The organism is Rhodococcus sp. RDE2, assembly GCF_020885655.1.
GTDB lineage: Bacteria > Actinomycetota > Actinomycetes > Mycobacteriales > Mycobacteriaceae > Rhodococcus > Rhodococcus pyridinivorans.
Genome location: NZ_AP025187.1, coordinates 17,423 through 39,585, shown reverse-complemented (window position 1 = coordinate 39,585; position 22,163 = coordinate 17,423). Strand labels below are relative to the sequence as shown.

At 66.8% G+C, this 22,163-nt stretch carries 23 protein-coding genes and 2 pseudogenes; 7 read left to right on the top strand and 18 right to left on the bottom strand.

The window, feature by feature from the left end; translation table 11 throughout:
* The first annotated feature begins 152 nt into the window (after positions 1-152).
* Positions 153-1,521, top strand: a pseudogene (locus LPH33_RS25365) (ISL3 family transposase).
* 116 nt (positions 1,522-1,637) lie between these two features.
* On the opposite strand, the gene LPH33_RS25360 reads toward LPH33_RS25365, so the two are convergent.
* From LPH33_RS25360 to LPH33_RS25340, 5 genes and pseudogenes are all read right to left on the bottom strand, one after another.
* Entirely contained in the window at positions 1,638-1,838 is a 201-nt protein-coding gene (locus tag LPH33_RS25360; RefSeq protein WP_229568784.1) for a hypothetical protein, read from the bottom strand.
* A gap of 49 nt (positions 1,839-1,887) precedes the next feature.
* Positions 1,888-2,046, bottom strand: a pseudogene (locus LPH33_RS25355) (hypothetical protein); the annotation flags it as partial.
* A 169-nt stretch (positions 2,047-2,215) separates the two neighbouring features.
* On the bottom strand, positions 2,216-2,752 hold the full coding sequence (locus tag LPH33_RS25350) for a helicase associated domain-containing protein (RefSeq protein WP_229568699.1): 537 nt from the start codon (positions 2,750-2,752) through the stop codon (positions 2,216-2,218).
* A 265-nt stretch (positions 2,753-3,017) separates the two neighbouring features.
* A complete protein-coding gene (locus LPH33_RS25345) occupies positions 3,018-3,653 on the bottom strand; it encodes a hypothetical protein (RefSeq protein WP_229568697.1) in 636 nt (211 codons plus the stop codon).
* A gap of 228 nt (positions 3,654-3,881) precedes the next feature.
* Positions 3,882-5,129, bottom strand: a complete 1,248-nt coding sequence (locus LPH33_RS25340) for an IS256 family transposase (protein ID WP_229567071.1) — start codon at positions 5,127-5,129, stop codon at positions 3,882-3,884.
* Between the two features lie 973 nt (positions 5,130-6,102).
* On the opposite strand from LPH33_RS25340, the gene LPH33_RS25335 reads away from it, so the two are divergent.
* Entirely contained in the window at positions 6,103-6,966 is an 864-nt protein-coding gene (locus LPH33_RS25335) for an AMP-binding enzyme (RefSeq protein ID WP_324256245.1), read from the top strand.
* A gap of 63 nt (positions 6,967-7,029) precedes the next feature.
* On the opposite strand, the gene LPH33_RS25330 is transcribed toward LPH33_RS25335, so the two are convergent.
* The 7 genes from LPH33_RS25330 to LPH33_RS25300 all read right to left on the bottom strand — a co-directional run bounded on the left by LPH33_RS25330 (position 7,030) and on the right by LPH33_RS25300 (position 14,150).
* Entirely contained in the window at positions 7,030-8,073 is a 1,044-nt protein-coding gene (locus LPH33_RS25330; RefSeq protein ID WP_229568695.1) for a hypothetical protein, read from the bottom strand.
* A gap of 70 nt (positions 8,074-8,143) precedes the next feature.
* Positions 8,144-8,926 (bottom strand): hypothetical protein, encoded by a 783-nt coding sequence (locus tag LPH33_RS25325; RefSeq protein ID WP_229568693.1) that lies wholly within the window; start codon positions 8,924-8,926, stop codon positions 8,144-8,146.
* A 231-nt stretch (positions 8,927-9,157) separates the two neighbouring features.
* Entirely contained in the window at positions 9,158-9,772 is a 615-nt protein-coding gene (locus LPH33_RS25320; RefSeq protein WP_229568692.1) for an ABC transporter ATP-binding protein, read from the bottom strand.
* On the bottom strand, positions 9,769-10,701 hold the full coding sequence (locus tag LPH33_RS25315) for an ABC transporter ATP-binding protein (protein ID WP_229568690.1): 933 nt from the start codon (positions 10,699-10,701) through the stop codon (positions 9,769-9,771). Before LPH33_RS25315 ends, LPH33_RS25320 begins: the two co-directional genes overlap by 4 nt.
* Positions 10,698-11,534, bottom strand: coding sequence for an ABC transporter permease (locus tag LPH33_RS25310; protein WP_229568688.1), 837 nt, complete (start codon positions 11,532-11,534; stop codon positions 10,698-10,700). The genes LPH33_RS25315 and LPH33_RS25310 overlap by 4 nt, the downstream gene beginning before the upstream one ends.
* Positions 11,527-12,480, bottom strand: coding sequence for an ABC transporter permease (locus LPH33_RS25305; protein WP_229568775.1), 954 nt, complete (start codon positions 12,478-12,480; stop codon positions 11,527-11,529). Before LPH33_RS25305 ends, LPH33_RS25310 begins: the two co-directional genes overlap by 8 nt.
* Positions 12,481-12,566: 86 nt before the next feature.
* Positions 12,567-14,150: an ABC transporter substrate-binding protein gene (locus LPH33_RS25300; RefSeq protein ID WP_229568687.1), complete on the bottom strand. Its 1,584-nt coding sequence runs from the start codon at positions 14,148-14,150 to the stop codon at positions 12,567-12,569.
* A 635-nt stretch (positions 14,151-14,785) separates the two neighbouring features.
* On the opposite strand from LPH33_RS25300, the gene LPH33_RS25295 reads away from it, so the two are divergent.
* The gene (locus LPH33_RS25295) at positions 14,786-15,232 is read left to right on the top strand and encodes a hypothetical protein (protein WP_193904192.1); all 447 of its coding nucleotides are present in this window, start codon (positions 14,786-14,788) and stop codon (positions 15,230-15,232) included.
* Between the two features lie 22 nt (positions 15,233-15,254).
* Here LPH33_RS25295 and LPH33_RS25290 read toward each other — a convergent pair whose 3' ends face one another.
* The 3 genes from LPH33_RS25290 to LPH33_RS25280 form a co-directional block, all read right to left on the bottom strand.
* Complete coding sequence (locus tag LPH33_RS25290; RefSeq protein WP_229568685.1) at positions 15,255-15,977, bottom strand: hypothetical protein; 723 nt, start codon at positions 15,975-15,977, stop codon at positions 15,255-15,257.
* 66 nt (positions 15,978-16,043) lie between these two features.
* On the bottom strand, positions 16,044-16,343 hold the full coding sequence (locus LPH33_RS25285; RefSeq protein ID WP_229568683.1) for a hypothetical protein: 300 nt from the start codon (positions 16,341-16,343) through the stop codon (positions 16,044-16,046).
* A gap of 94 nt (positions 16,344-16,437) precedes the next feature.
* Positions 16,438-16,593 (bottom strand): hypothetical protein, encoded by a 156-nt coding sequence (locus LPH33_RS25280; RefSeq protein ID WP_229568783.1) that lies wholly within the window; start codon positions 16,591-16,593, stop codon positions 16,438-16,440.
* 41 nt (positions 16,594-16,634) lie between these two features.
* Between LPH33_RS25280 and LPH33_RS27030 the strand changes: the two genes are divergently transcribed.
* The 4 genes from LPH33_RS27030 (at position 16,635) to LPH33_RS25260 (ending at position 19,744) form a co-directional block, all read left to right on the top strand.
* Positions 16,635-16,787, top strand: coding sequence for a hypothetical protein (locus tag LPH33_RS27030; protein WP_420714508.1), 153 nt, complete (start codon positions 16,635-16,637; stop codon positions 16,785-16,787).
* Between the two features lie 221 nt (positions 16,788-17,008).
* Entirely contained in the window at positions 17,009-17,254 is a 246-nt protein-coding gene (locus tag LPH33_RS25270; RefSeq protein ID WP_229568681.1) for a hypothetical protein, read from the top strand.
* Positions 17,255-17,381: 127 nt separating this feature from the next.
* A complete protein-coding gene (locus LPH33_RS25265) occupies positions 17,382-18,185 on the top strand; it encodes an IS5 family transposase (RefSeq protein WP_145690968.1) in 804 nt (267 codons plus the stop codon).
* Positions 18,186-18,496: 311 nt separating this feature from the next.
* Entirely contained in the window at positions 18,497-19,744 is a 1,248-nt protein-coding gene (locus LPH33_RS25260) for an IS256 family transposase (RefSeq protein WP_229567071.1), read from the top strand.
* Positions 19,745-20,294: 550 nt separating this feature from the next.
* On the opposite strand, the gene LPH33_RS25255 is transcribed toward LPH33_RS25260, so the two are convergent.
* Genes LPH33_RS25255 through LPH33_RS25245 form a run of 3 tightly spaced genes read right to left on the bottom strand, consistent with a single transcriptional unit; the run spans position 20,295 to position 21,897 of the window.
* A complete protein-coding gene (locus LPH33_RS25255; protein ID WP_229568680.1) occupies positions 20,295-21,287 on the bottom strand; it encodes a hypothetical protein in 993 nt (330 codons plus the stop codon).
* Positions 21,284-21,706, bottom strand: a complete 423-nt coding sequence (locus tag LPH33_RS25250) for a hypothetical protein (protein ID WP_229568782.1) — start codon at positions 21,704-21,706, stop codon at positions 21,284-21,286. The genes LPH33_RS25255 and LPH33_RS25250 overlap by 4 nt, the downstream gene beginning before the upstream one ends.
* 35 nt (positions 21,707-21,741) lie before the next feature.
* Complete coding sequence (locus LPH33_RS25245) at positions 21,742-21,897, bottom strand: hypothetical protein (RefSeq protein ID WP_229568678.1); 156 nt, start codon at positions 21,895-21,897, stop codon at positions 21,742-21,744.
* Positions 21,898-22,163 lie beyond the last annotated feature (266 nt).

Genomic DNA, 22,163 nt, shown 5'->3' with positions numbered 1-22,163 from the left:
CTTGGACCGGTTTTCGAAACCGTAGTCGCCCGTCAGGGAACGGCGGTTTCCTTTCTCACCGCGACTCCCTTCGGGGCTCTTCGCACTTGGTAGGGGCGGGTGTCGATCGACCCCGTTGCCGTGTCGGTGATTGAAAAAGGGCCCGCGCCCTTGTGAGCTGGGTGTTCTCAGGCATCCAGGACAGCAAGGAACGCGGGCATGCACCACGGTAGTTCATTGCTGCTCGATCTCGACGGCGTCATCGTCGAATCGGTGCAGCGCACGGTCGAGGGCAGCCGGATCGTGCAGATCGCAACGGCACCCGAATGGGTCGGGATGTGCCCGCAGTGCGGGCAGAAATCATCGCGCTCGAAGGGTTGGGTCACCACCAGACCGCGGGATGTGCAGGTCGGACCCGACCGTCCGCTGTTGGTGTGGCGGAAACGGAAAAGGTTGTGCACCAATACCTCCTGTGACCGTAAGGTGTTCACCGAGTCGACGCCGGGGGTGCCGTCCCGGGCACGGGTCACGCCACGAGCGAAGGCGCTGCTGGTCGAGGCGGTCCTCGACGGGGACCGGTCGGTGTCCGCGGTCGCCGGCGACTACGGGTGCGCCTGGCACACCGTCCACGGCCACCTCGTCGTGGTCGCCGACGCCGCCCTGGCCGGCGAGCCTGAGCCGGTGATGGTGCTCGGGATCGATGAGACCCGACGCGGGAAGGCGAAATGGGAAACTTGCCCCGAGACCGGGGAACGGAGATGGGTGGACCGGTGGGACACCGGACTGGTCGACCTGACCGGCGATCAAGGGTTGCTGGCGCAGGTCAACGGACGCACCTCGGCGGTGGTGATCGACTGGTTCGACGCCCGCGACGAGACGTGGAAGGCACAGATCACCCATGTCGCGATCGACATGTCGTCGGTGTATGCGAAGGCGGTGCGCGAGGCACTGCCGCACGCACAACTGGTGGTGGACCGGTTCCACCTGGTCAAGAAGGCCAACGAGATGGTCGATACCGTCCGGCGCAGGGTCACCCAGGCCGAGCGGGGTCGGCGCGGCCGCAAGAGCGATGTCGAATGGATCAATCGACGACGGCTGCTGCGGGCCTCCGAACGCCTGACCAACGAACAACGATCGGCCCTGTTCGAGAAGCTGACCGCCGCCGACCCGCACGGGGACATCGCTGCGGCATGGATCGCCAAAGAACTACTGCGCGATGTGTTGCGCTGCACCGACCGTGGTGGCCTTCGCCATGAGATCCGGGACAGACTGTATCGGTTCTACACGTTCTGCGCGGCATGCCGTGTCCCGGAGATCGGCAAGCTGGCGACGACCATCTCGGCGTGGCAGGAACCGATGATCCTGGCGATCACCACCGGCCTGTCGAATGCGCGCAGTGAAGGCTACAACCGCATCGTCAAGCACGTCGGCCGTATCGCGTTCGGGTTCCGTACCCCGGAGAACCAACGCCGCCGGGTACGGTGGGCCTGCACTCGTCGATCACGTCGGGTCGCACCCAGCCGGCGCCAATGCCACTGCTAACTGCGAAGAGCCCCTTTCGGCGGCGCGCCGCAAGAGCCGATACCGGCCGTGACAACCCAAAGGCGCGAGGCGTGTCCAAGTGGGCTGGGACGTCCCACCGGAGTCCGGTGACGGGTTCAGCCGACAGCCCAGGTCAACAGGCCGAGCAGACGCACGTCGGTCAGGGTCGCGATCCGGCGTACCTGCTCAGCTTCGGACTGCGCCAGACGGCGGAGCAGCGGGAGGGCACCGCTGTCGAGGTTGGTGCACACGTCGTCGCAGATGGCTGCCCAGAACCTCTTTGCCTGCCGCGGTGGGGTCTCGGGCAGCTGCGGCACGCGCCTGAGGCCGGTAGAACGCCATGACCTTCGACTTGAGGATGGGGAACCATCCTGGGCGTTTGAGGTGGAGCACCTTGCTGATCTTGGCTACCCTTATGTGCCGGGGAGCGGCGGTGCGGAAATGTTCGTAGAGAGCTTCGGCCCCATCGTAGAGCTCGCCGCTGGTGTTCGGGTCGGCGTCGACCAGTTGTGCCTCGATCGGCACCGCCGCCCACGGGGCGTCGACGGCGCTGCGGATGAACCAGTCGCGTTAGGCGTGGCTGATCCGGGTCCGGGGCCGGGCAAGCGATCCGACGGAGCGCCCGCAGTCGGAAGACGATCGTCCGGACGGATAGTCAACCGGCCCCGGAGCCAAGCGGTCGATAGTCGAGTGTTCAGTGCGCCAAGGCTGCGGACTGCCGCGTCGATGGCCTTCGCCTGGCAGTGCGTGGTCCGCGCGGCCGGGGAGTCGGTGAGATGCCGAGAAGCTCGAGGACAGCTTGCTCGTCGGCCGGGAGGTGACCGTCGCGCCACTTGCGGATCTTGCGGTAGAGCCACTCCCCTACGGGTTCCCCGTCGTCGGAGAGGTAGGTGCTCGGAACCTCGCCAGTACCGTGCTTTTCGCGGTAAGCAGCGATCTCGAGGAGCATCCGGCGATGCTTGCTGTCGAAACCCTCGGGGCGGGGAGCCTTCCAGTCGAATCCGATCGCGTCGAGTTCGGCCTCGCGATGCTTGGGCAGGATGCCGAGGACACGCGCGATGCGCTGCCGGTCAGCCCATCTGCCTAGATGAAACCCATCATTGGTGACATAGTCCTGCGAGATGACCCCACGTTCGGTGTGCTCAGCGTATCGGCGAACAATGGGTGACGTCGCAGACAACGCAGCACGACGCGGTCGCATAGCTACTGCTGTCTTGCCTGGTATGCGCATGTCACCAGCATGCCCAAACCTCCGGCTATGCACACCAGCTCCGTTCTGCATGTGCTCGTGTGCCGCCAGCCCGAAGTGTGGTGGTCTGCCCTCGTCCCGCTTCATATCCGAACGGCACACGGGCGTGCGATCGGGCGTTGCTCGGTGCTCACAGCTCGGTTCCATTACCTCCCGCGTGTTCCTTGTCGGCCGCTGCGCGGGGCTGAGACGGGCCGGCAAGGATCACTGCGATCCTCGAGGAGGATCGTGCCCTTTCCTGAACCGGTCACCACTTCTCGTTTGCCTCGGTCAGCCACTTCACCAGCGCAGGATGCGTGTAGGTCTCCGCCGGCAGGGGCTTGGGCAGTGCGCTCAACCCCAGATACTGGTCTAGGTCGTAGGGCGGAAGCTCACGCATGATGCGGGCTTTCGATGCCTTCCACTCCTTGTCGAATGTCCTGATCGCAGTAAACCCGCCCTCGCAGAACGGGGCCATATTTTCCCGCGGGTGATTGACGAAATCGACGCCGATCTCCTTGATGCTGGTCTCTGACACCCACTTCGCCCAGGCCGCGTTCATTTCTGCCCACTGCGGATTGCGTTTCGTTAGATCCTTCTGAGCTTTGTCGAATACCGTCCGCAACGGCTGGTCCGCGCTGACACTTGGCATCGTGAGTATTGCGCGGACGCGTAGTCCTTTCCCCTCGGTGTAGATCGGGTGATCCTCGGGGACGAACAAACCCATCGTCGCCCCTTTGAACAGGACGCGGGAGGAGCAGTCCTCATGGGCGGCGGTGAACACGGTTCTCCAGCTGCCAAGCATGTCGGCCACTTTGGCGTGGACGTTGTCGAATGCGTTGATGACTTTCTGCCACTGCTGCCCGTCCGGGGTTTGTCGGAACATCGCCCAGTTGGCCAGCATTTGCTGCTCTTGTCGCTGTGCTGCCTCGGCTTGCTGAGCCCGGAGAAGCGCCTGTGCCTGTTGTTCGCGTGCGCGTGCTGCACGTGCCTGTTCGGCTGCGAGTTCGGTGCGTTTCTTCGATTCTCTGATCAGCTGGTCGTTGGCCGCGGCGTTCGATAGTGCCCCGTGGAGTGGTGGACTTCGGATCGGCTCGCGGTATGCGCGGTGATCAACGAGTCGCGGTGAATACTATGCTGTTTCGCTCGAGCCGGTCAACGACAACGCTGGTTCGGTAGCGTGCTGCTTGGCGGCGATCACCGCACGGAGCTCGTCCATGCTCACATCCGAGACATACCGGCGGGTGACCTGCCACTCGTCGTGCTGCTCGATGACCACCGCTGTCGCCAACCGTAGGAATGCCGCCGGGTTCGGAAAGATCTCCACAACATCGGCCCGACGCTTGATTTCCTTGTTCAACCGCTCGATCGGATTGTTGGACCAGATCTTCTGCCAATGAGCCTTCGGAAACGCCGTGAACGCCAACACATCGTGCTTGGCGGCCTCCATCAACGCCGCGACCTTCGGAAACGACCCGGAGAAGGTGTCGGTGACCTGATCCCACTGCGCGGCGACCTCGACCGGATCGGTGTGCGCGAAGATCGTCTTGACCGCCGCCATCACCGGCGGCACATGCTTGGCCGCCACAGCTGCTCGGATGTTGCGCATGAAATGCACCCGGCACCGCTGCCACGACGAGCCCGCGAACTGCTGCATCACCGCAGCTTTGAGCCCACTATGGGCGTCGGAGATCACCAGATGCACCCCCGACAGACCCCGGGCCTTGAGGCTGGTGAGGAACTCACGCCAGAATTCGAAGGATTCACTGTCGCCGACCGCGGTGCCCAACACCTCGCGGGTACCGTCGATCGACACCCCGGTCGCGACCACCAGCGCCTGCGAGACCACGTGTGCACCGACCCGAACCTTGCAGAACGTCGCGTCGAGGAAGACGTACGGAAAGCTCGTGTGCGTCAGCGTGCGCTCCCGGAACCGGGCGATCTCGGCATCAAGGCCGGCGCAGATCCGTGACACCTCCGACTTCGAGATCCCGGATCCGACACCCAACGCGCCGACCAGGTCGTCGACGCTGCGGGTCGATACGCCGTGCACATACGCTTCCATCACCACCGCATACAGCGCCTTGTCGATCCGGCGGCGGCGTTCCAGCAGCGACGGGAAGAACGATCCTGACCGTAGTTTGGGGATCTTGACCTCCACATCGCCGCTGGTGGTGGCCACGGTCTTCGTTCGATGTCCGTTGCGGTGCGTTATCCGGGTGTCGGTGCGTTCGTAGCGGCCGGCACCGAGCTTGTCGGTGGCCTCGGCTTCGATCAGAGCCTGCAGGCCGGTGCGGATCAGTTCGGCGAACACGCTGGCGCTGTCGGCGCCGGTGAGCGCGTCGAGCTGGGCGAGCAGTGCAGAATGGTCGTGGGTCATCGCGTGGCTGCTTTCTGTGAGTCACTGTGAGAGGTAACTCGTTGATCACTACGCGATGGCCCACCCGCAGAGCGGGAACGACACGCCGCGGACCTGGACCGATGCCCTCAGCCGATTCCCACCACTCCCCGGGACTTACCCCGGCGTTCTCTCGGGCGCGGTTCTTGGCGGCTTTCGCAGCGTTCTTGGCGGCTTTGGTCTGTTCCTCGTTTTCCCAGAGCATCCGTTCGCTCCAGCTCGGCCCGTCGAATAGCCCCATAACTTCCCCTCTGACAGCGCTGCTTTGACTCAAATGCTCGGACAGGGACCCGGGGCCCGTCCTGAACCGATCGAGTGTATCGACGGTGGTCCGAGCTACCGACTCCACGTCGGCTACGGGTTTGGTAGCCCAATCCGGGTTCTGCTCGCTGTACGTGCGGAGACGGTTGAAGAACTGGGTGGCGGCGTACTTGGGATTGGTGAGGTTGTCGATATTCGATTCACCTAGGGGCCGTTCAGCAAAGATGCCGACCGGTTCGGTGCCGTTACGGGGTTGGGAGATGAAGTTCGTTGCTTGACCTGCCAAGGTGGTGGCAATAACGGCGGCGAATGCGGCCGGCTCGAGATCGGACTCACAAGCTGCAGCTCGTTCCTTGTTCCACTTACTGCGGGAGCCACAGTGGTCGTGCGGCCGGAGTGGCTCGGACCGGCCGAGTTCGAGGACTTCGTCGCTGAGCACGATGTCTCGTCCGTGTGTGCGCCTGTGGTCTTCCTGCGGGAAAGTTTGAACCACGCCAGCGGGTCGATTCGCCTGGATGATCTGACCTCGGTCGGTGAGATCGTGCCGGAGTGCCTTCGGCAGGATGCTCACCGTGCATGGGGCGTACGGCTACGGGAAGGATTTGGTCAAACCGAGGCGACGGCAATGCTCGGTGAACTTGCTGCGCGGCCAGGCCGGTGGAGTGTGTTGCCCGGCTACCGAATCGAGTCGGCCATGTCCGAGGGGGAACCGGCTCCGCGCCTGAACTTCGGTGCTCTCGTAGGCGGTTCGTTCCTCGGCTATCTCCGGAAAGATGGCACGCTCACACCGCCTGTACTGACACCGGCCGGTATGCAATGGACGGGCGACTACGCCACCGGCTCGCTGGCGGATGGAACCCTGCGATTGCTCGGACGCGGCGACGACGTTTTCCGCAGCAACGGGCACCTCGTCGCTCCCGCAGAGTTGGAAGGCCTGTTCCAGCGGCATCCGGCGGTTCGATCGGCAGCGGTGGTGCCAGCCGAAACGACCGATCGTGGCCTGGTGCCCGTAGCGTTCGTAGTGGCGGACCACGGATACGAGGCGTTCGACGAAATCCCCGCCACGGCCGCTGCCGTCGCCGAGACCACCGCACCCGCCGACGGACAGCTGCCCGCGGCGACCGCCGAGTCGCACCATCTCAGCGCCACCACCGACGACGTGACATCCCTGCTGCCGACCACACTGCTCACCTCGTCGTCCTCCTGCGACAAGAGCGGGTTCTCGAGCGAAGGCGCGCTGCAGCTGCAGTGCAACCTCAACGCCGACTCCGCCCTCGGCAAAACCATCGGGATGGAGCGCTACGAGTACGTCAGCGTCACCGCGTGGCGCGACGACCAGTACGCCCGGCCGAACTTCATCCGGCTGCGCGACACCACAGACGGCACCACCACGACGATCTCCGACGACAGCACCCGTCTGGTCAACTACGACGACTCGGTTAACACCTCTGTCCACTACACCGTCATCGACCGCTCCACCGGCCTGAACGCCACCTTCCGGATGAACTCCGTCGCGGCCGGCACGACGTTCCTGACCGAACTCGGCTGGACCAGCTGACCGTCACCCCTGGGACAACCGGGTCAGCGAGGCCGCCGAACGTTGCCGTAGCGCTCGACGTGCTCACTCGCTCCGTGCGGGCTCGTTGATCAGGCGGGCGCAGCGCACCACGATCTGCCAGAGCGCATCGATGTCGACCTCCGCGAGGGGAAAACCCCGCATGGCGCCTTCGTGGTCCTGGCCGACGAAGCGTGCGAGTTCGGCGAATCCCGGATGGGCTCGCACCGCGGTGTACTGGCGCCAGTTGCCGTAGGCCATCAGCTGGCCGGCCTTGTTGACCCATAACTGGATCGGGGCGAACCGCAACCCGTACGGGTGCAGGAACACCCCGCCTTGCCCGTAGGTACCGAACCACAGGTCCTCGTGGGAGCCCAGTCGCTCGTCGAGCCCGTCGAGCAGCGCGAACAACCGCTCGGCGATGGCCCGGTCGGACGGGGACGCGATCGCGTCCAGGAAGGATTCCTTGGTCCAGCTGTCCTTCTGGTGTGCCGCTTGGGACTTGGCGTGGGCGATCTCCCCGCCGTAGGTGGACGGGACCAGGATCTCGACACTGCCGTGCCGAGCGTAGGCCAGCTGCAGTGCGGTGACGCGGACGTCGTCGCGGGTAATGCGGTTGAGGTACTCGACCAGACGCCGCAGGTCGGCGTCGATCAGATCGACCGCCAGGCACAGGTGGATCCGGCCGTCCTCGAGGTTGCGGTCGAGCCGCTCGCGGGCAGCATCATCGAGCTCCGACAGATCCGGGCCGCCCTGGCGGGACCACTGCCGATGGAACGCCTCGGGGCCGGACTGCCAGATCGCGGCGGCGTAGTCGAGGACCTGACCGATGACCATGCGGCGGCGTTCGGAGTTCGATGCCAGCTTGCATTCGACCACGGTGATCTCCCCGGCCGGGTCGACGATGCACACATCGGCCGGGCCGGCGACAGTGGACAGCTCCCGCAGCGCCAGAGCGCTTTCGGGGACCCCGGGAACGTGCTCGGGGGCGCCGGCGATGATGGCCTGCAGGTGATCTTCGTTCGTGTACGCCGTCATCTCCGGCGACGACCAACTGCCGCCGGTGCAGGTATCGCGGATCAACAGCCGCCTGTCACCGACTCCTGCCATCCCCGCCTCCACCCTTCCGTCGATGCTCAAATGGACCGTATCCGATCACCCCGGTGCGCCCCGGCTGCGTTCAGGTCCCGGTACGGATGTCGGTGGCAGGCCGTGGCCGGACCTCGTCGGGTAGCAGCGACGCGTGCACGGTTCTGTGGACGCGTTCGAGACGGATCCCGGTGCGGGTCGGATGAAGATTGCGGCCGCTGCTGGTGAGGACGGTGTCGACGGCGGACAGCAGGCCGGAGCCCTCGGTGATGCCGTGGTAGTCGATGATCTGGGCATCGAGGCGGTAGTCGGGGCGGCGTAGTCCTGCACCGAGGGTGATCAGGGTGGTTTCCTTGGTGCGCAGGCGCGCAGCAAGGCCACGTTCGATGCTCGGCGTGAACACGGTGGCACCAGGGGTCCAGACGATCACGTCCATACCGTCGGCGAGGACGGACAGGACGGCGATCGGGTCGTTGCCGGCGTTTCCGATCACGGCGACGTGCGAGAGGTCAGCGCCTTGCTCATGGGCAGCGAGTAGCCCGAAGGTGGGCGTGTCGACGACGGCGACGTGGCCTCCGGCTGCGATGACTGCGGCGACGATCGATACCGCTGGGCCGCGAGCGCCGGTCAGTTCAACGGTGCTTCCCCGAGGTAGCCCGGCGCGGGGAAAGGCGGGGCGAAGGTGTTCGGGTAGGGCAAGACCGGAACGGGTGGGAGCCGGTGCGGCGGTGGCGTCGGGGGGTTGGAGGCGTGCGGAGCGCTGCGGGTGCGCCGGTGTGAGTTGGACGGCTTCTCGGGTGCCGCGGGGGTTGACGGCGGCGATGCGGCGACGCAGGTCAGCGATCGTCGCGCCATGGTCCACCACCTCAGTCATTCGAACCTACTATCGAATAGGCGATCGTTGTCGGGCGCAACCGTCAGCTCGGATCGGCGGGCACTTCGTCAAGGCGCCGCAGGGTGGTTGCTCAGGATCGGCCGTTCGTCTGCTCGATAGCCTGCTCTCATGACGACCAGCCCCAAGCGGTGGTTCCTCACCTCACCCTGGTATCAAGTCGATGCGGCCGGAACCGCCGGCCTGTGTGGAGAGTCCCTTCCGGCTCATCGGTCACGCCCAGGCAATCACGTGATCAGCCCAGACCTCGAGAAGACCATGGTGGTGGCTGATGGCGAGAACGCCGAGGCCACTGCGGGTTTCCTCGGTGATGACCGTGGTCAGCGCCGCGGTGGTGGCCGGGTCGAGCATCGCGGTCATCTCGTCGCAGATCAGGTAGCGCGGCCGCTGGACGAGAGCGCGCGCAAGGCAGGCGCGTTGGAGTTGCCCGTCGGACACCTGGTGGGGACGGCGGGCGAGGAGATCGTCGGTCAGCCCGACTCGCTGCGCGGTGGCGTGGACGGTGTCGGCGCGACCGCGGCGGGCGCGGAGCGGTTCGGCGATGATCCGGCCGACGGTCCACCGTGCGGTGACGGCCTGTCGGGGTGACTGGAACAGCATCGCGACCGTGCCAGGTACAGCTACGGACAGCGGCTTGTCGTCGAGGGTGATGTGGCCGTGTTGCGGGGTGTGCAGTCCGGCCAGGACGCGCGCGAGGGTGGTTTTGCCGCTGCCGGATGCCCCGGTGAGTCCTGTGATGCTGCCGGCGGGAACGGTCAGGCTGACGTCGGTGAGCACAGGCTCGCCCCCGTGATGACCGGCGGTGATGCGGTGGGCCTGCAGACTCACGAGACGGCCCCGATCAGGCGACGCACGGACCGGTCACCGTGGTGTGCGATGTAGGTGGGTCCGCCGGAGAATCCGGGTGCGGGTCGGCGTCGGTGGTAGATGCACTCGTTCGGCAGGTCGGTCAGGGTCGGGGGCATGCCGGGGATCGGGTGCAGTCCGCCGCTCGGGAGCGCGGCGAGCAGGTCGCGGGTGTAGGGATGCCAGGGGTCGGTGAACACCGCTGCGGTCGGGCCGGTTTCGACGATGCGTGAGGCGTACATGACGGCGACGCGGTCGGTGTGGTCAGGGAGGGTGTCGAGGTCGTGACTGATGAGCAGGACCGCGGCCCCGGCGTCTGCGGCCGCCCGGAGCAGCTGCAGGGTGTGCTCGGTCAGGTCGGGGTCGAGATTCGAGGTGGGTTCGTCGGCGACGATGACCTGCGGGTCCCCCGCGAGGGCGAAGGCGATCGCGGCGCGTTGGGCCATGCCACCCGAGAGTTCGTGCGGGTAGAGGCCGGCCACGGCGGGCTCGAAGCCGACCCGGGTCAACAGCGCGGCGGGGGTGTGCGCACTGCGTAGGTGCCGGCACGTTTCCGCGAGCTGGTCGCCGACGCTGCGGACCGGGGTGAGGTAGGTAGCGGCGGACTGCGGGATCCACGCGATCCGGCGGCCGCGGACCTGCCGCCAGGTGCGCGCCCCGGATCGATCGAGGTGCACGTCGCCGCTGCCGGGATGGTGGAGGGTGATGCCGCCGTGGACGGTCGCGGCCCTCGGCAGCAGCCCGCAGATCGCGGCGCCGACGACGGATTTTCCGCAGCCGGATTCGCCGACCAGGGCGTGTACCTGCCCGGCGGTCAGGGTGAGGTCGACATCGGTGGCGGCGTGCACGGTTCCGGCGGCGGTCGGGATACGGACGGTCAACCCGTCGAGGGTCAGCGCGGGGGTGGTCATCGGATAGCCCTTTCCGGCAGTGGCGGGGTGATGCGGTGATCCACGGCGGCGCCGACGACCGCGACGGCGAGGGTGGTGACGACCAGGGCGGCCGCGGGGAACAGCAGGGTCCACCAGGCACCGGTCAGCATTGCGGCGCGGGCGTCCTGCAGCAGCGTCCCGAGCGAGGCCTGGTCCGGGGGCAACCCGAGGCCGAGGAACGAGAGCGTGGACTCGTGCCAGATCGCGTGCGGGAGCAGCAGAATCACCGCGACGATCCCCTGCCCCGCGGCGGCCGGGACGAGATGGGTAATGGCGATCCGGGTGCGGGTCGCGCCGGACAGGCGCGCGGCCTCGAGGTAGGGGGCCGAGCGCGCCGCGCGGACCTCGGCGCGCGCGATGCGCGCGACCTGCGTCCAGTGGGTGAGCGCGATCGAGGCGATGATCGCGACCAGGTTGCCGGGATAGAGCGCGACGACGACGATCCCGAGGAGCAGGTGCGGTAGCGCGTTGATCCCGTCGACCAGCCGCATCACGCTCCGGTCGATCCAGCCGCCGAGTGCGCCGGCGGTGACACCGACCGCGACCCCCACCGCGGCGGAGGCGACCGCGCAGACCGCGGCGATCACCAGGGACACCCGCAGGCCGGCGGCGGTGCGGACGAACAGGTCCCGGCCGGCCAGGTCGGTGCCGAACCGGTGCGAGCCGGACGGCGGTTGGTAGGCGGCTGCGAAGTCGGTCCACTGCGGGTCCGCCCCGGCCAGCACCGGGACGGCCAGCGCGTACACCGCGATCGCCGCCAGGACAGCGACCGCCCCGATCACGCTGTGGGGGCGGTGCCGGAGTTTACGCATCGTCGGTCACCCGCGGGTCGAGGAGCGCGTGTGCGAGGTCGGCGAGCAGCGACCCGGCCAGCACCAGCCAGGTGGTGCCGATCGTCAGGGCGGCGAGCAGTGGGAAGTCCAGTTCGCGGGCGGCGGTGACGAGGCTGCCGGCGAGCCCGGGCCAGGAGAAGATCTCCTCGACGATCGCCGCTCCGACGAGCAGCTCGGGCAGCCGCAGCCCGATGACGGTGGTGAACGGCCCGAGCGCGACGGGCAGCAGATGGCGGCCGACGACGACCGGTTCGGGCAGGCCGCGGGCGCGGGCGCCGAGGACGGCGTCGGATTCGGCGGCGTTACGTACGGATTGGCGCAGTGAGTGCACCAGCCACGGCAGCAGCGACAGGGTCAGCACCGCCACCGGCAGGATCAGATGCCGGGCGATCTGCGCGGCGGTGGGGTCGGCGCCGGGGTCGGTCAGCCCTGCCACCGGCACCCACCGCAGGGAGACCGCGAAGACGGTCACCGCGCCGAGGGACAGCAGGAACGGGGGTACGGCTTGCACCACGGTTGCAGTTGCTGCGATGGCGCGGTCGAGTCGGCCCCGGGGGTGCAGGCCCGCCCACATCCCGGCGGCCAGTGCGAGCACGATGGCGGCGGCGAGGGCGGTGCCGGACAGCAGCAGTGTCCAGGGGCCGCGCTCGGCCAGCACGGTGGTGACCGGTTGGGCGTAGCTGCGCGAGGACCCGAGGTCACCGGTGACGGCGTGGCCGATCCAGCTCGCCCACTGCTGCCACCACGGCGCATCGAGGCCGAGTTCGGTTGCCACACGCTGCTTGTCGGCCGTCGACATCGTCAGATAGCGGTCACCGAGGTACCCGGCGAGCGGATCGAACGGCGAGCGCGAGGCGAGAGCGAACAGCGCGAGCGAGACGGCTGCGGTGAGCGGGACCGTGAACAGTGCCCGCCGGATGCTCATCCGGGCGATTCCCCGGCCCCGGCGGCGACGGGTGCGAGATGTCGTGGTCTGCGCGGTGGCCGTGGCCGGTCGGGTGACGGTGGTGGTCATGGCCGCGTCCATTCGCGCAGGTTCCACCACGGCCCCCACGAGGCACCGTGACTGTGTGGCTCCAGAATCGGGGTACTACCTGCGTAGTCGGTGTCCCGCAAGACGTAGGTGTGGTCGAGGAACACGAGCATCACATAGCCGGGATCGGCGACATAGGCCGACTGGACGCTGCGGTAGTGCGCGGCGCGCTCGTCGGGGTCGGTGGTGCGGCGCGCCGCATCGAGAGCGGCGTCCACGACCGGGTTCACATAACCGGAGGCGTTGTCGTAGGGCGAGCCGACACCGGGCTGGGCGTAGCTCGAGTGCAGCGTGCTGTAGATCTGCGGATCCGGGTCGTAGGGCAGGTCACCGCCCCCGAGCAGACCCGCATCGACCGGCAGCCGATCGGGCAGGCTCGCGCGGTCGACGGGCTGCACGTTCACCCGCACCCCGATGCGGTCGGCGTCGGTGGCAAACGCCTGCGCCAGGTCGCGGCGCAGGGTGTCCTCGGGGAAGTACATGACCGTGAACTCCGCCCGGACCCCGGCCTTCTCACGCACACCGTCGACGGATCGGATCCAGCCGGCGGCGTCGAGGATCTGCTCGGCGGCCGCCGGATCGAACTCGAACGCTGCGGTCGGCTCGTACGCCGCGCCGTACACCTCGGGCAGCGGCGTCGACGCGGGACGCCCGTAGCCGGCCAGCACGTGGTCGACGATCGCCTGCCGGTCCACCGCCCGGTTCAGCGCGGCGCGGATCGCCGGGTCCGCGGTGACCGGATTGCCGGCGGGCAGACTCACCCCGCGCCAGTCGGCAGAGATGTTCGACGAAACCTCGAAGCCCGACCGATCGGCGAAGGTGGCGGCCAGCCGAGGAGGCAGGTTCGCACCGTCGACCTCCCCCACAACCAGCCGTTGAGCGCGCGCGTTGTCGTCCGGGACATGCACCACCGTCAGGTTCTTCACCTGCGGCGTACCACCCCAGTAGTCCTCGTTCGCCTCGAACACCGCCTGGTCCGGACGGAGGGAGACCAGCTTGTACGGGCCGGTACCGACCGGCGCGGTGTTGAGGGCCGACCCCGATGCGAGGCCGCCGGACAGGCGCTCGGACGGGACGATCCCGATCAGCAGCTTCGTCGGCAGCGCCGCGTACGGATACCTCAGGTCGAAACGCACCGCATGCGGCCCGGTCGCGGTAACGGACTCGATTATGTTCAGCGAGGTTGCCAGCGGAGATGCGGAGGTCGGGTCGAGGATCGCGCGGTAGGTCGCGGCGATGTCCTCGGCATCCACGGTGGTGCCATCGGTGAACCTCACGCCGTCTCGGATCGTCACTTCCCAGTGCAGCCCGTCGTCGCTGACGGTCGGCATCTCCGCGGCGAGTGCCGGCTCGAAGGTCGGCATCCCGTCGCCGCCAACCAGCCGCAGCAGCCCGTCGTAGAGCTTCGACTCCCCCGCCTCACCGTGACCGGCGATCGGGTTGTAGCCACCGAGGTCGAAACCATCGGCAAGAACCAGGCCATCGGCTGGTACGGGGGGCGCTGCGGGGACGGTCGCGCAAGCCGTCGCGGCGGCGACCGTGGCGAGGACAGCGACTGCCATCGCGGTTCGGGATCGTGTGCGCACTCAGGGGCCTTCCGGTCACGGTGCCCCCCAAGTACGGCGACACCTGCATGGTCGTGCAGGTGTCGAAGTTAGATTTCGCCTTCTCCATCTCCGCTGACCAGCGGAAGGCCGCTCGACGCCCATGGCGCCAAGCGGCGCGCGATCGGTGGGTCGAACCGAGGTGCCAAGGGCGTTGTTCGGCAGGCAGTGCCCGCGGTACGCGATGCACGAGCGCCGGTCAGCGACCCGCTCCGCTGTAATGCCCGGGCTTTGCCCGGCGATGGCTAGGTGCACGGACCAGCAGGTATTCGAGTCGGGGCCTTCGTGGCTTCGTTGTGAAAGCGAAGGTTATGAAGGCGATTGCGGCAGTTGGGCTGATGTCTATGGTCCTGTTGGTGACCGGCTGTTCCAAGGACGGCGATACGAACGCCGCGGCGCCAGCCACGACCACGGCCACGGCCACGGCCACGACGGTTTCGACACCGCCACCGACAACAACATCAGCCACACTGTCGGCGACGCCCTCGACCGAGCCGGAACCTGTGCCCGTCGCCACGAGCACCACGGCCTCAGCCGAGACCGTCGCAGAACCTTACGTCGTCGAATGCCTGGATGGCACCCCAGGAAAAGCGATGTGGAGCGATGGCACAAAGGCGTTCTCCCAGTGGTGCTACGACCAGCGCGGCGGCGACGAGTACTTCCGGCAGGAACGTGAGGCCAACACCTTCGAGTGCGACGGCACCGTCTGCCGCAACCCCTACACCGGAGGCTCATACCCCGATCCCCAAGCCCAATCTCAGCAGTCGACGGCGGACAAGCTAATCGCGTGGTGCGGGACAGACAAGAACTTCTACAACCGCGGCACGACGTACTACACCGACGGCACCTCGTCCTCATGGACGCAGTACTGCGCAGACCAGTTCGACTCGGTCAACAACCCGCCGCTGCCGCCGGGCACGAACGGCGGTGGCGGTGCCGTCGCAGGACCGTGCCCGGCAGCCGACCAAGGCGTCATCACGTACACCCCCGACGGCCGCAAGCAGCAATGCTCCAACGGCCACTGGGTCTACATCGCTTGACATGCACGCGGGCTCGCGCAGGTCAGGGATTGCCCGAATGGTCGAACAACCACCGTTCGAACAGATCCGGGCGCAAGTTGCCTGCCTCTTGCGCCCACCGGGCGAGCAGGGAGCAGTACCGCTGGTACGTCACGGCCGGCCAACCCGTTTCGGGATGCAATGAGGTCCACCCGATGTCGACCAGAGTGGCAGCAACACGGCTGTCGAGGATCAACGACGGGTGATCCGGTGCACCGGCCCCGGCGAAGTACAGGTACTTCGTGAAGAACGCCGGGCCGAGATGGGCGATCGCAGGGGTACCCCGCGGGTAGAGCGTGTCGTAGGCGCTTTCCGGGTCGCGGTGCGACAGCTGCGCGGCCGTGCGCAACACCAGCGCCGCAACGGAGCGGTCCCGGGACACCGAATCCATCCGGTTGAGAATCTGCCGCACCTTCCCGCCCGCGCCCCACGCGAGGGTGTGCCACAGCAGAGCGAGGGTATCGGTGGGAGAACCCGACGACGCGGCCGCGAGCGCGAAGATGTCCCCGCGGGTGATGACAGCCCTGCCGTGGTCGACACGTTGCCCGGTGCTGTCCCGTCCGACGACGGGCCCTCCGGGGAGGCCACGTTCGTGCAGCGCATCATTCCACCAGGTCAGATTCACGGTGACCGGATGATCGAGGATGACCTCGCGGGGATGAGCGGATTTCACCCATGCCAGGCATGCCTCGGGCGGTTCGACGGTGCTCAGATCGGTCGGTGCCATGGCCTGATCCTGCCCGACCACCACGGGGAATGCGGGATCCGGCTGCCGGTGTCCCCTGGCTGGACCTTATAGGGCGAGTGCGCGGCGTTCGTCCAGGCTCTGCGCCGAGGCGGGGTATTCGGCAAGCATGTAGGCGCGGAACCGTGCCCAGTCCTTGTCGTCGGTGAGCGCCCAGCCCATCCCGTACATCGGGCAGACCTCCTGATAGCAGGACCGGCACACGATGCTGCCCAGCGAGCCTTTGGCGGAGGCGTCGCAGCAGGGGGTCAGGTGGTAGGCGACGCCCGCGTAGGCCACGACGTGGGCGGTGTCGTCATGGTAGATCTCGACGATTCGGTCGCGGCGTTCTGTGGTGGTCTCGGCCATGGGAATCCTCCATCGAAAGCTGTATGGGCGGTAGGTCTCTGAGCGTCCGCGACGATGCCGACGGTGTTGCACCTGGCGGTGGCGAAGACCGTCGTTACTCGCCGGCGTGCACCGACATCGCCGACTTCGAGGAGCCCCGAGGATGCCCACGCGCATAGTGGCCGCGCCGACCACCGACGAGGATCTGCAGCAGTGGTCCCGCCGATTCGATCTCCTCGCCGATCCGAATCGACTGCGGATCCGGCATCACGAGCCGGACTGTGCGTCTCCGACCTGGCCGACGCGGTCGGTATGCGGCCGACTGCGCTGTCGCAGGCATTGCGGCTGTTGCGGGAGCAGGGATGGGTCGCGGCGACACGGCAAGGGCGGCTGATGCGGTACCGGTCGGTTGATGTGACCGTCCACTCGTTGCTGCATACGGTCGGCGCCGACCACCAACACTAGCTACTCGTTTCAATATGAGGGCAGAAGACAGATGGCCTCGCGGTCGAAGGAATGTTCTCGTGTCAGCGCACAGTCCTTGCCCGCTTCTGGATAAACACCATGCCGGTAGACAGCATCTCTGCATGAAAACATCGCTAGACGGCTGTGACCGACAGCGCGAATAGGTGGTCGCGCTTACCGCACATCTGTTGAGGGACAGAGATTCCTGTAATACTTGCCCAATGAACAGCTTCGATGATCTTGTTGGGCGAGAACTGGCACATCGCAAGGCCACCGAAACTGAACAACGGGAGATGCGGGCGCGTGCTGACGTTGCCGCCGCAGAAGGTGCCGCTGCGATTTCCGCACTGCTGCGTGAACTCGCCGAGTTCCTAAGCTCTCGACTCGCGCCACGTCCCGTCTTCCTAGAAAAGGGACCGTGGTACGGGCGCGACAAAGTCACTCCCGCAGGTTGGATCCTGAAATGAGGTTTTCTCACCAGAGAGTCACCGACGACAGCAAAGACATCCGAACGGTGTGGCGTGAAAAGAGGACGTGGGGTCCTGCCTGGTAGGGATTGTTTCGAGCAAGAAGCAACCCGGAGCAGGACCCCACGTGATTACCTATCGTGCCACGCTCGACGTGCCCGAGCACACCCTGACCTTCGTCGCCCGTATCCTCGCTGCCCACCGCCGCAGGACCGATCGCCGGCCGTGGCAGCGGGCCGCGACCGTCTACGTCCAGGCTCTGATGGTGCTGCGGTGGTTCCGCGACGGCACCGACGTCGCCACCCTGGCGCGCGATGCCCGCATCTCGCAGGCCACCGCCTACCGGTATCTCCACGAAGGTATCGACGTGATCGCTGCGCACGCCCCGGACCTGCACGACGTGCTCGAACGTGGGATCGAGTCCGGCTGGGAGCATGTCTGCCTCGACGGCACCCTCATCGCCTCGACTCGCTGCCGGGAGCGTTCCGAGTCCGGGCACGACGTGTGGTACTCGGGTAAACATCGCCGCCATGGCGGCAACGTCCAGGTCCTGACCGATCCGACCGGCTACCCGATCTGGGTGTCCGAGGTTGCCCCCGGTTCGGTGCACGACCTCACCGCTGCTCGTCGGGGCGGGATCCTCGGCGCCCTCTACCACGCTGCCGCCGGCGGGATGCCCACCCTCGCCGACAAGGGGTACACCGGTGCCGGGATCGGCGTCCACGTCCCGACGAAAGGCCGTGATCTCGATATCGGCACTCGTTGCCGCAACACGCTGCTGTCTGCGATGCGTGCTCCGGCCGAACGCGCGAACGCGCTGCTGAAGACCCGGTGGAAGGCGCTGCAGCGAATCAGTCTATGTCCGTGGAGGATCGGCTCGATCGCTGCTGCGGCTCTCGTTCTTCTTCACCTGCAAGCACCGGCCTGGTGAGAAAACCTCAATACTCCGCAGGCAGAGGGGCACGTTGGTTTCAGCTCCTGCTGCCCAATGGCGACCTTTGGCACTACGACAACCGTACCCACCTTGCCGGTCCGACCGGGACAGCGAATATCGAAGCTGAACTACGCACGAGACAGTACGTACACGTCGGCGATTACATCGGGTAAGTCCCGGGGAGTGGTGGGAATCGGCTGAGGGCATCGGTCCAGGTCCGCGGCGTGTCGTTCCCGCTCTGCGGGTGGGCCATCGCGTAGTGATCAACGAGTTACCTCTCACAGTGACTCACAGAAAGCAGCCACGCGATGACCCACGACCATTCTGCACTGCTCGCCCAGCTCGACGCGCTCACCGGCGCCGACAGCGCCAGCGTGTTCGCCGAACTGATCCGCACCGGCCTGCAGGCTCTGATCGAAGCCGAGGCCACCGACAAGCTCGGTGCCGGCCGCTACGAACGCACCGACACCCGGATAACGCACCGCAACGGACATCGAACGAAGACCGTGGCCACCACCAGCGGCGATGTGGAGGTCAAGATCCCCAAACTACGGTCAGGATCGTTCTTCCCGTCGCTGCTGGAACGCCGCCGCCGGATCGACAAGGCGCTGTATGCGGTGGTGATGGAAGCGTATGTGCACGGCGTATCGACCCGCAGCGTCGACGACCTGGTCGGCGCGTTGGGTGTCGGATCCGGGATCTCGAAGTCGGAGGTGTCACGGATCTGCGCCGGCCTTGATGCCGAGATCGCCCGGTTCCGGGAGCGCACGCTGACGCACACGAGCTTTCCGTACGTCTTCCTCGACGCGACGTTCTGCAAGGTTCGGGTCGGTGCACACGTGGTCTCGCAGGCGCTGGTGGTCGCGACCGGGGTGTCGATCGACGGTACCCGCGAGGTGTTGGGCACCGCGGTCGGCGACAGTGAATCCTTCGAATTCTGGCGTGAGTTCCTCACCAGCCTCAAGGCCCGGGGTCTGTCGGGGGTGCATCTGGTGATCTCCGACGCCCATAGTGGGCTCAAAGCTGCGGTGATGCAGCAGTTCGCGGGCTCGTCGTGGCAGCGGTGCCGGGTGCATTTCATGCGCAACATCCGAGCAGCTGTGGCGGCCAAGCATGTGCCGCCGGTGATGGCGGCGGTCAAGACGATCTTCGCGCACACCGATCCGGTCGAGGTCGCCGCGCAGTGGGATCAGGTCACCGACACCTTCTCCGGGTCGTTTCCGAAGGTCGCGGCGTTGATGGAGGCCGCCAAGCACGATGTGTTGGCGTTCACGGCGTTTCCGAAGGCTCATTGGCAGAAGATCTGGTCCAACAATCCGATCGAGCGGTTGAACAAGGAAATCAAGCGTCGGGCCGATGTTGTGGAGATCTTTCCGAACCCGGCGGCATTCCTACGGTTGGCGACAGCGGTGGTCATCGAGCAGCACGACGAGTGGCAGGTCACCCGCCGGTATGTCTCGGATGTGAGCATGGACGAGCTCCGTGCGGTGATCGCCGCCAAGCAGCACGCTACCGAACCAGCGTTGTCGTTGACCGGCTCGAGCGAAACAGCATAGTATTCACCGCGACTCGTTGATCACCGCGCATACCGCGAGCCGATCCGAAGTCCACCACTCCACGGGGCACTATCATTACATCGTTGCCTGGGGGCAAGACGCCTTCCGCCCTTCTTATGAAAAGAGGTCAGACGTACAGGACGGAGTCTGGGCCGCCTGGTACTCGTACTTTGCGCAGGATAACCCCGACCCGCCCGATGACGCACGAACAGTGCTGGCGAAGCTGGCCTCCACCATCATCCAGTCCGGCGACAACAACTACCGGAACTACCGGTAGTTGTTGTCGCAGTGAGGTGGATTCTGCAAGTTGCATCGCCCCGCTCTCCCTGAGAAGAGCACCGGCCGACACAAGGGGGCCGTCGTGGTGACGCCAAGTTCGGGGCTACCAGCCGTACTCGCAGTCGCGGCATCAGCGCTCCGAAGCACCTATGCCGGATCGCAACAGCCCTACCGAAAGACAGGACAGCCCTGATCGGTGACCTAGAATGCTCGGATCTCGACTCGATCGTCCCACGAGCTCACCGTCGGGTACCCGAGGACAGCTAGAGCTTCAACCGACAACCACGTCCCCCCAGTGCAGGTCGAGTCCTGGACGGTATCGGCGCATTATCACTGGCGCTCCGTACACGGCCAGCCGGTTTGTGTGCCGGTCATCATCGTCGGTGCGCAGCACGACAACCGGGGTGCGGGTGACGTGCCCGGTCGAACCGGGAGGCCGGACCCGCTCGATGGACGTGTGGAGGATCCCCGCGGCGATTAGGTGTCGCACCACGAGCGCCACCCGACTGAACAGATCACCCCGCCGGTCGTACACCGGAACGTCGAAGCTGAACTGACCCTCGGTCTCGTGTGGATCGCCCGTCTCGGAGGCCGCCCACACCTGCGGGTGCAGACGCTCGGCGTCGAGCATCAGGGCGGGCAGGGCCGCACCCCCGTACGCGCGGGCGGCGGCGTCCGCGCGACCTGCCTCATCAGTGGTGAGGGTGTCGTACGTCGAGATCCAGTCGGCGACGCGGAATCCTCCCCCGTCGGGCCACCAACTCAGCGCGTGGATGGTCTCGGTCGCGGCGTCGTCACCGTCGGCGGTTACCGTGAACGGAGCGGAGAAGGTCAGGTGGCCCTGCGTGTACGGCAGCTTCACGGCCTGCACACCGAGCGCCGCGGCGTCGTCGCTGGTCAGCGCCTGTGCGGCAGCGATTGCGACCGCACCTGCGGCCGGTGAGGCGATAAGCAGCGGCATCTCGGCCAGTCGATCGGCGCGATCGGTCAGCCACTGGCCGACCATCGGCATCTCCGCGCCGGCAGCGAGGTCGCCGGTGGGCACGGCGGCGACGTAGCCGTAGGCGTGAGCGAGCCAGGCCGCCAAGCGCACACCGGTGGACTGCAGATCCGGATTCCAGGCCGCGGCCAGGTCCACCTCGACATGGGAGCGGAGCGCGGCTGCAAGGCGGTTCCGCAGCCACGCGACCGCTTCGGCGTGGTCGGTGACCGCGCTGGCGGCGGCGAGTCGGGCGTCCCAGGTGGGAAGCGCGTGCATGGTCATCGTGGGTGAGCTCCTCGATTCGGAGGTTGGACAGCGTCCGGGACGGCCGGACGCCTGAGCAGGGGGAGTGTTGTGCCGGTGGCGAGGATGCGGCGCTGGCGGGTGATGTCTCGAGTGCTCGCTTGGTGGGCAAGCACTACTGCGGCGGCGAGAGCCGCGAACAGCACGGTGAAGGCACCGACGACGAGCGCCACCATGGTGAACGGGAAGCTGGCGTCGGTCCACGTGAGGGACCAGACGGGATCCCCGGCACCATCTGGTGCGGCGAGGCGGTCGAGGCGGTAGGCCACGCGCATGAGGATCCATCCGACTGTGGCTCCGGTGAGGGCGGCCGCGGCGATGGCTGTGGCGGCGACGGCGTGTGGGGAGGCAGGACGCAGGACGGTCATGGTGGCGGCGACGGTAGCTGGCGGGTTCACCGCTTCACCGCGTCGGTCGCTGCCTCCCGGATCGGCTACTGGCCCGCCGGTCCGAACCGGTGTGTCACGTAGTTTCCGCCACCGCCTTCGTAGGTGGTGTCTCGGTTGTATTCGTCGTTGCCGACGATCACGCCGCCGGTACCGCGGGTCCAGGTGACGTCGTTGAGATATGTCAGTGCAGCCTGATACAAGCCGGTGACGGCGGCGTGGTCTCGGGCGTGGTTGTTCTGGGGGACTTCCCAGTGGAGGGTGCGTCCTTCGAGTGTCAGGCCGAACTCGCTCTCCCCCCCATTCGCGGGTCCGAGCGTTGGGGATGGGAAACGCGGCGGCGATGACCGCCCTAGTCGGCTTGCGTCCGCCGTTGGATTTGACGATGGACTGTGCGCGCATCCGGGCATCGGCACGGCGATGCGTGTGCACGTCGTCGTACGACACCGGAATCGACACTCCGTAGGGG

Excerpts from the sequence above, each read along its gene's own strand:
- LPH33_RS25350 (WP_229568699.1), bottom strand. The coding sequence starts at position 2,752 with ATGCGCATACCAGGCAAGACAGCAGTAGCTATGCGACCGCGTCGTGCT.
- LPH33_RS25345 (WP_229568697.1), bottom strand. The coding sequence starts at position 3,653 with ATGCTGGCCAACTGGGCGATGTTCCGACAAACCCCGGACGGGCAGCAG.
- LPH33_RS25340 (WP_229567071.1), bottom strand. The coding sequence starts at position 5,129 with ATGACCCACGACCATTCTGCACTGCTCGCCCAGCTCGACGCGCTCACC.
- LPH33_RS25335 (WP_324256245.1), top strand. The coding sequence starts at position 6,103 with ATGTCCGAGGGGGAACCGGCTCCGCGCCTGAACTTCGGTGCTCTCGTA.
- LPH33_RS25330 (WP_229568695.1), bottom strand. The coding sequence starts at position 8,073 with ATGGCAGGAGTCGGTGACAGGCGGCTGTTGATCCGCGATACCTGCACC.
- LPH33_RS25325 (WP_229568693.1), bottom strand. The coding sequence starts at position 8,926 with ATGACTGAGGTGGTGGACCATGGCGCGACGATCGCTGACCTGCGTCGC.
- LPH33_RS25315 (WP_229568690.1), bottom strand. The coding sequence starts at position 10,701 with ATGACCACCCCCGCGCTGACCCTCGACGGGTTGACCGTCCGTATCCCG.
- LPH33_RS25310 (WP_229568688.1), bottom strand. The coding sequence starts at position 11,534 with ATGCGTAAACTCCGGCACCGCCCCCACAGCGTGATCGGGGCGGTCGCT.
- LPH33_RS25305 (WP_229568775.1), bottom strand. The coding sequence starts at position 12,480 with ATGAGCATCCGGCGGGCACTGTTCACGGTCCCGCTCACCGCAGCCGTC.
- LPH33_RS25300 (WP_229568687.1), bottom strand. The coding sequence starts at position 14,150 with ATGGCAGTCGCTGTCCTCGCCACGGTCGCCGCCGCGACGGCTTGCGCG.
- LPH33_RS25295 (WP_193904192.1), top strand. The coding sequence starts at position 14,786 with ATGTGGAGCGATGGCACAAAGGCGTTCTCCCAGTGGTGCTACGACCAG.
- LPH33_RS25290 (WP_229568685.1), bottom strand. The coding sequence starts at position 15,977 with ATGGCACCGACCGATCTGAGCACCGTCGAACCGCCCGAGGCATGCCTG.
- LPH33_RS25285 (WP_229568683.1), bottom strand. The coding sequence starts at position 16,343 with ATGGCCGAGACCACCACAGAACGCCGCGACCGAATCGTCGAGATCTAC.
- LPH33_RS27030 (WP_420714508.1), top strand. The coding sequence starts at position 16,635 with ATGCGGCCGACTGCGCTGTCGCAGGCATTGCGGCTGTTGCGGGAGCAG.
- LPH33_RS25270 (WP_229568681.1), top strand. The coding sequence starts at position 17,009 with ATGAACAGCTTCGATGATCTTGTTGGGCGAGAACTGGCACATCGCAAG.
- LPH33_RS25260 (WP_229567071.1), top strand. The coding sequence starts at position 18,497 with ATGACCCACGACCATTCTGCACTGCTCGCCCAGCTCGACGCGCTCACC.
- LPH33_RS25255 (WP_229568680.1), bottom strand. The coding sequence starts at position 21,287 with ATGACCATGCACGCGCTTCCCACCTGGGACGCCCGACTCGCCGCCGCC.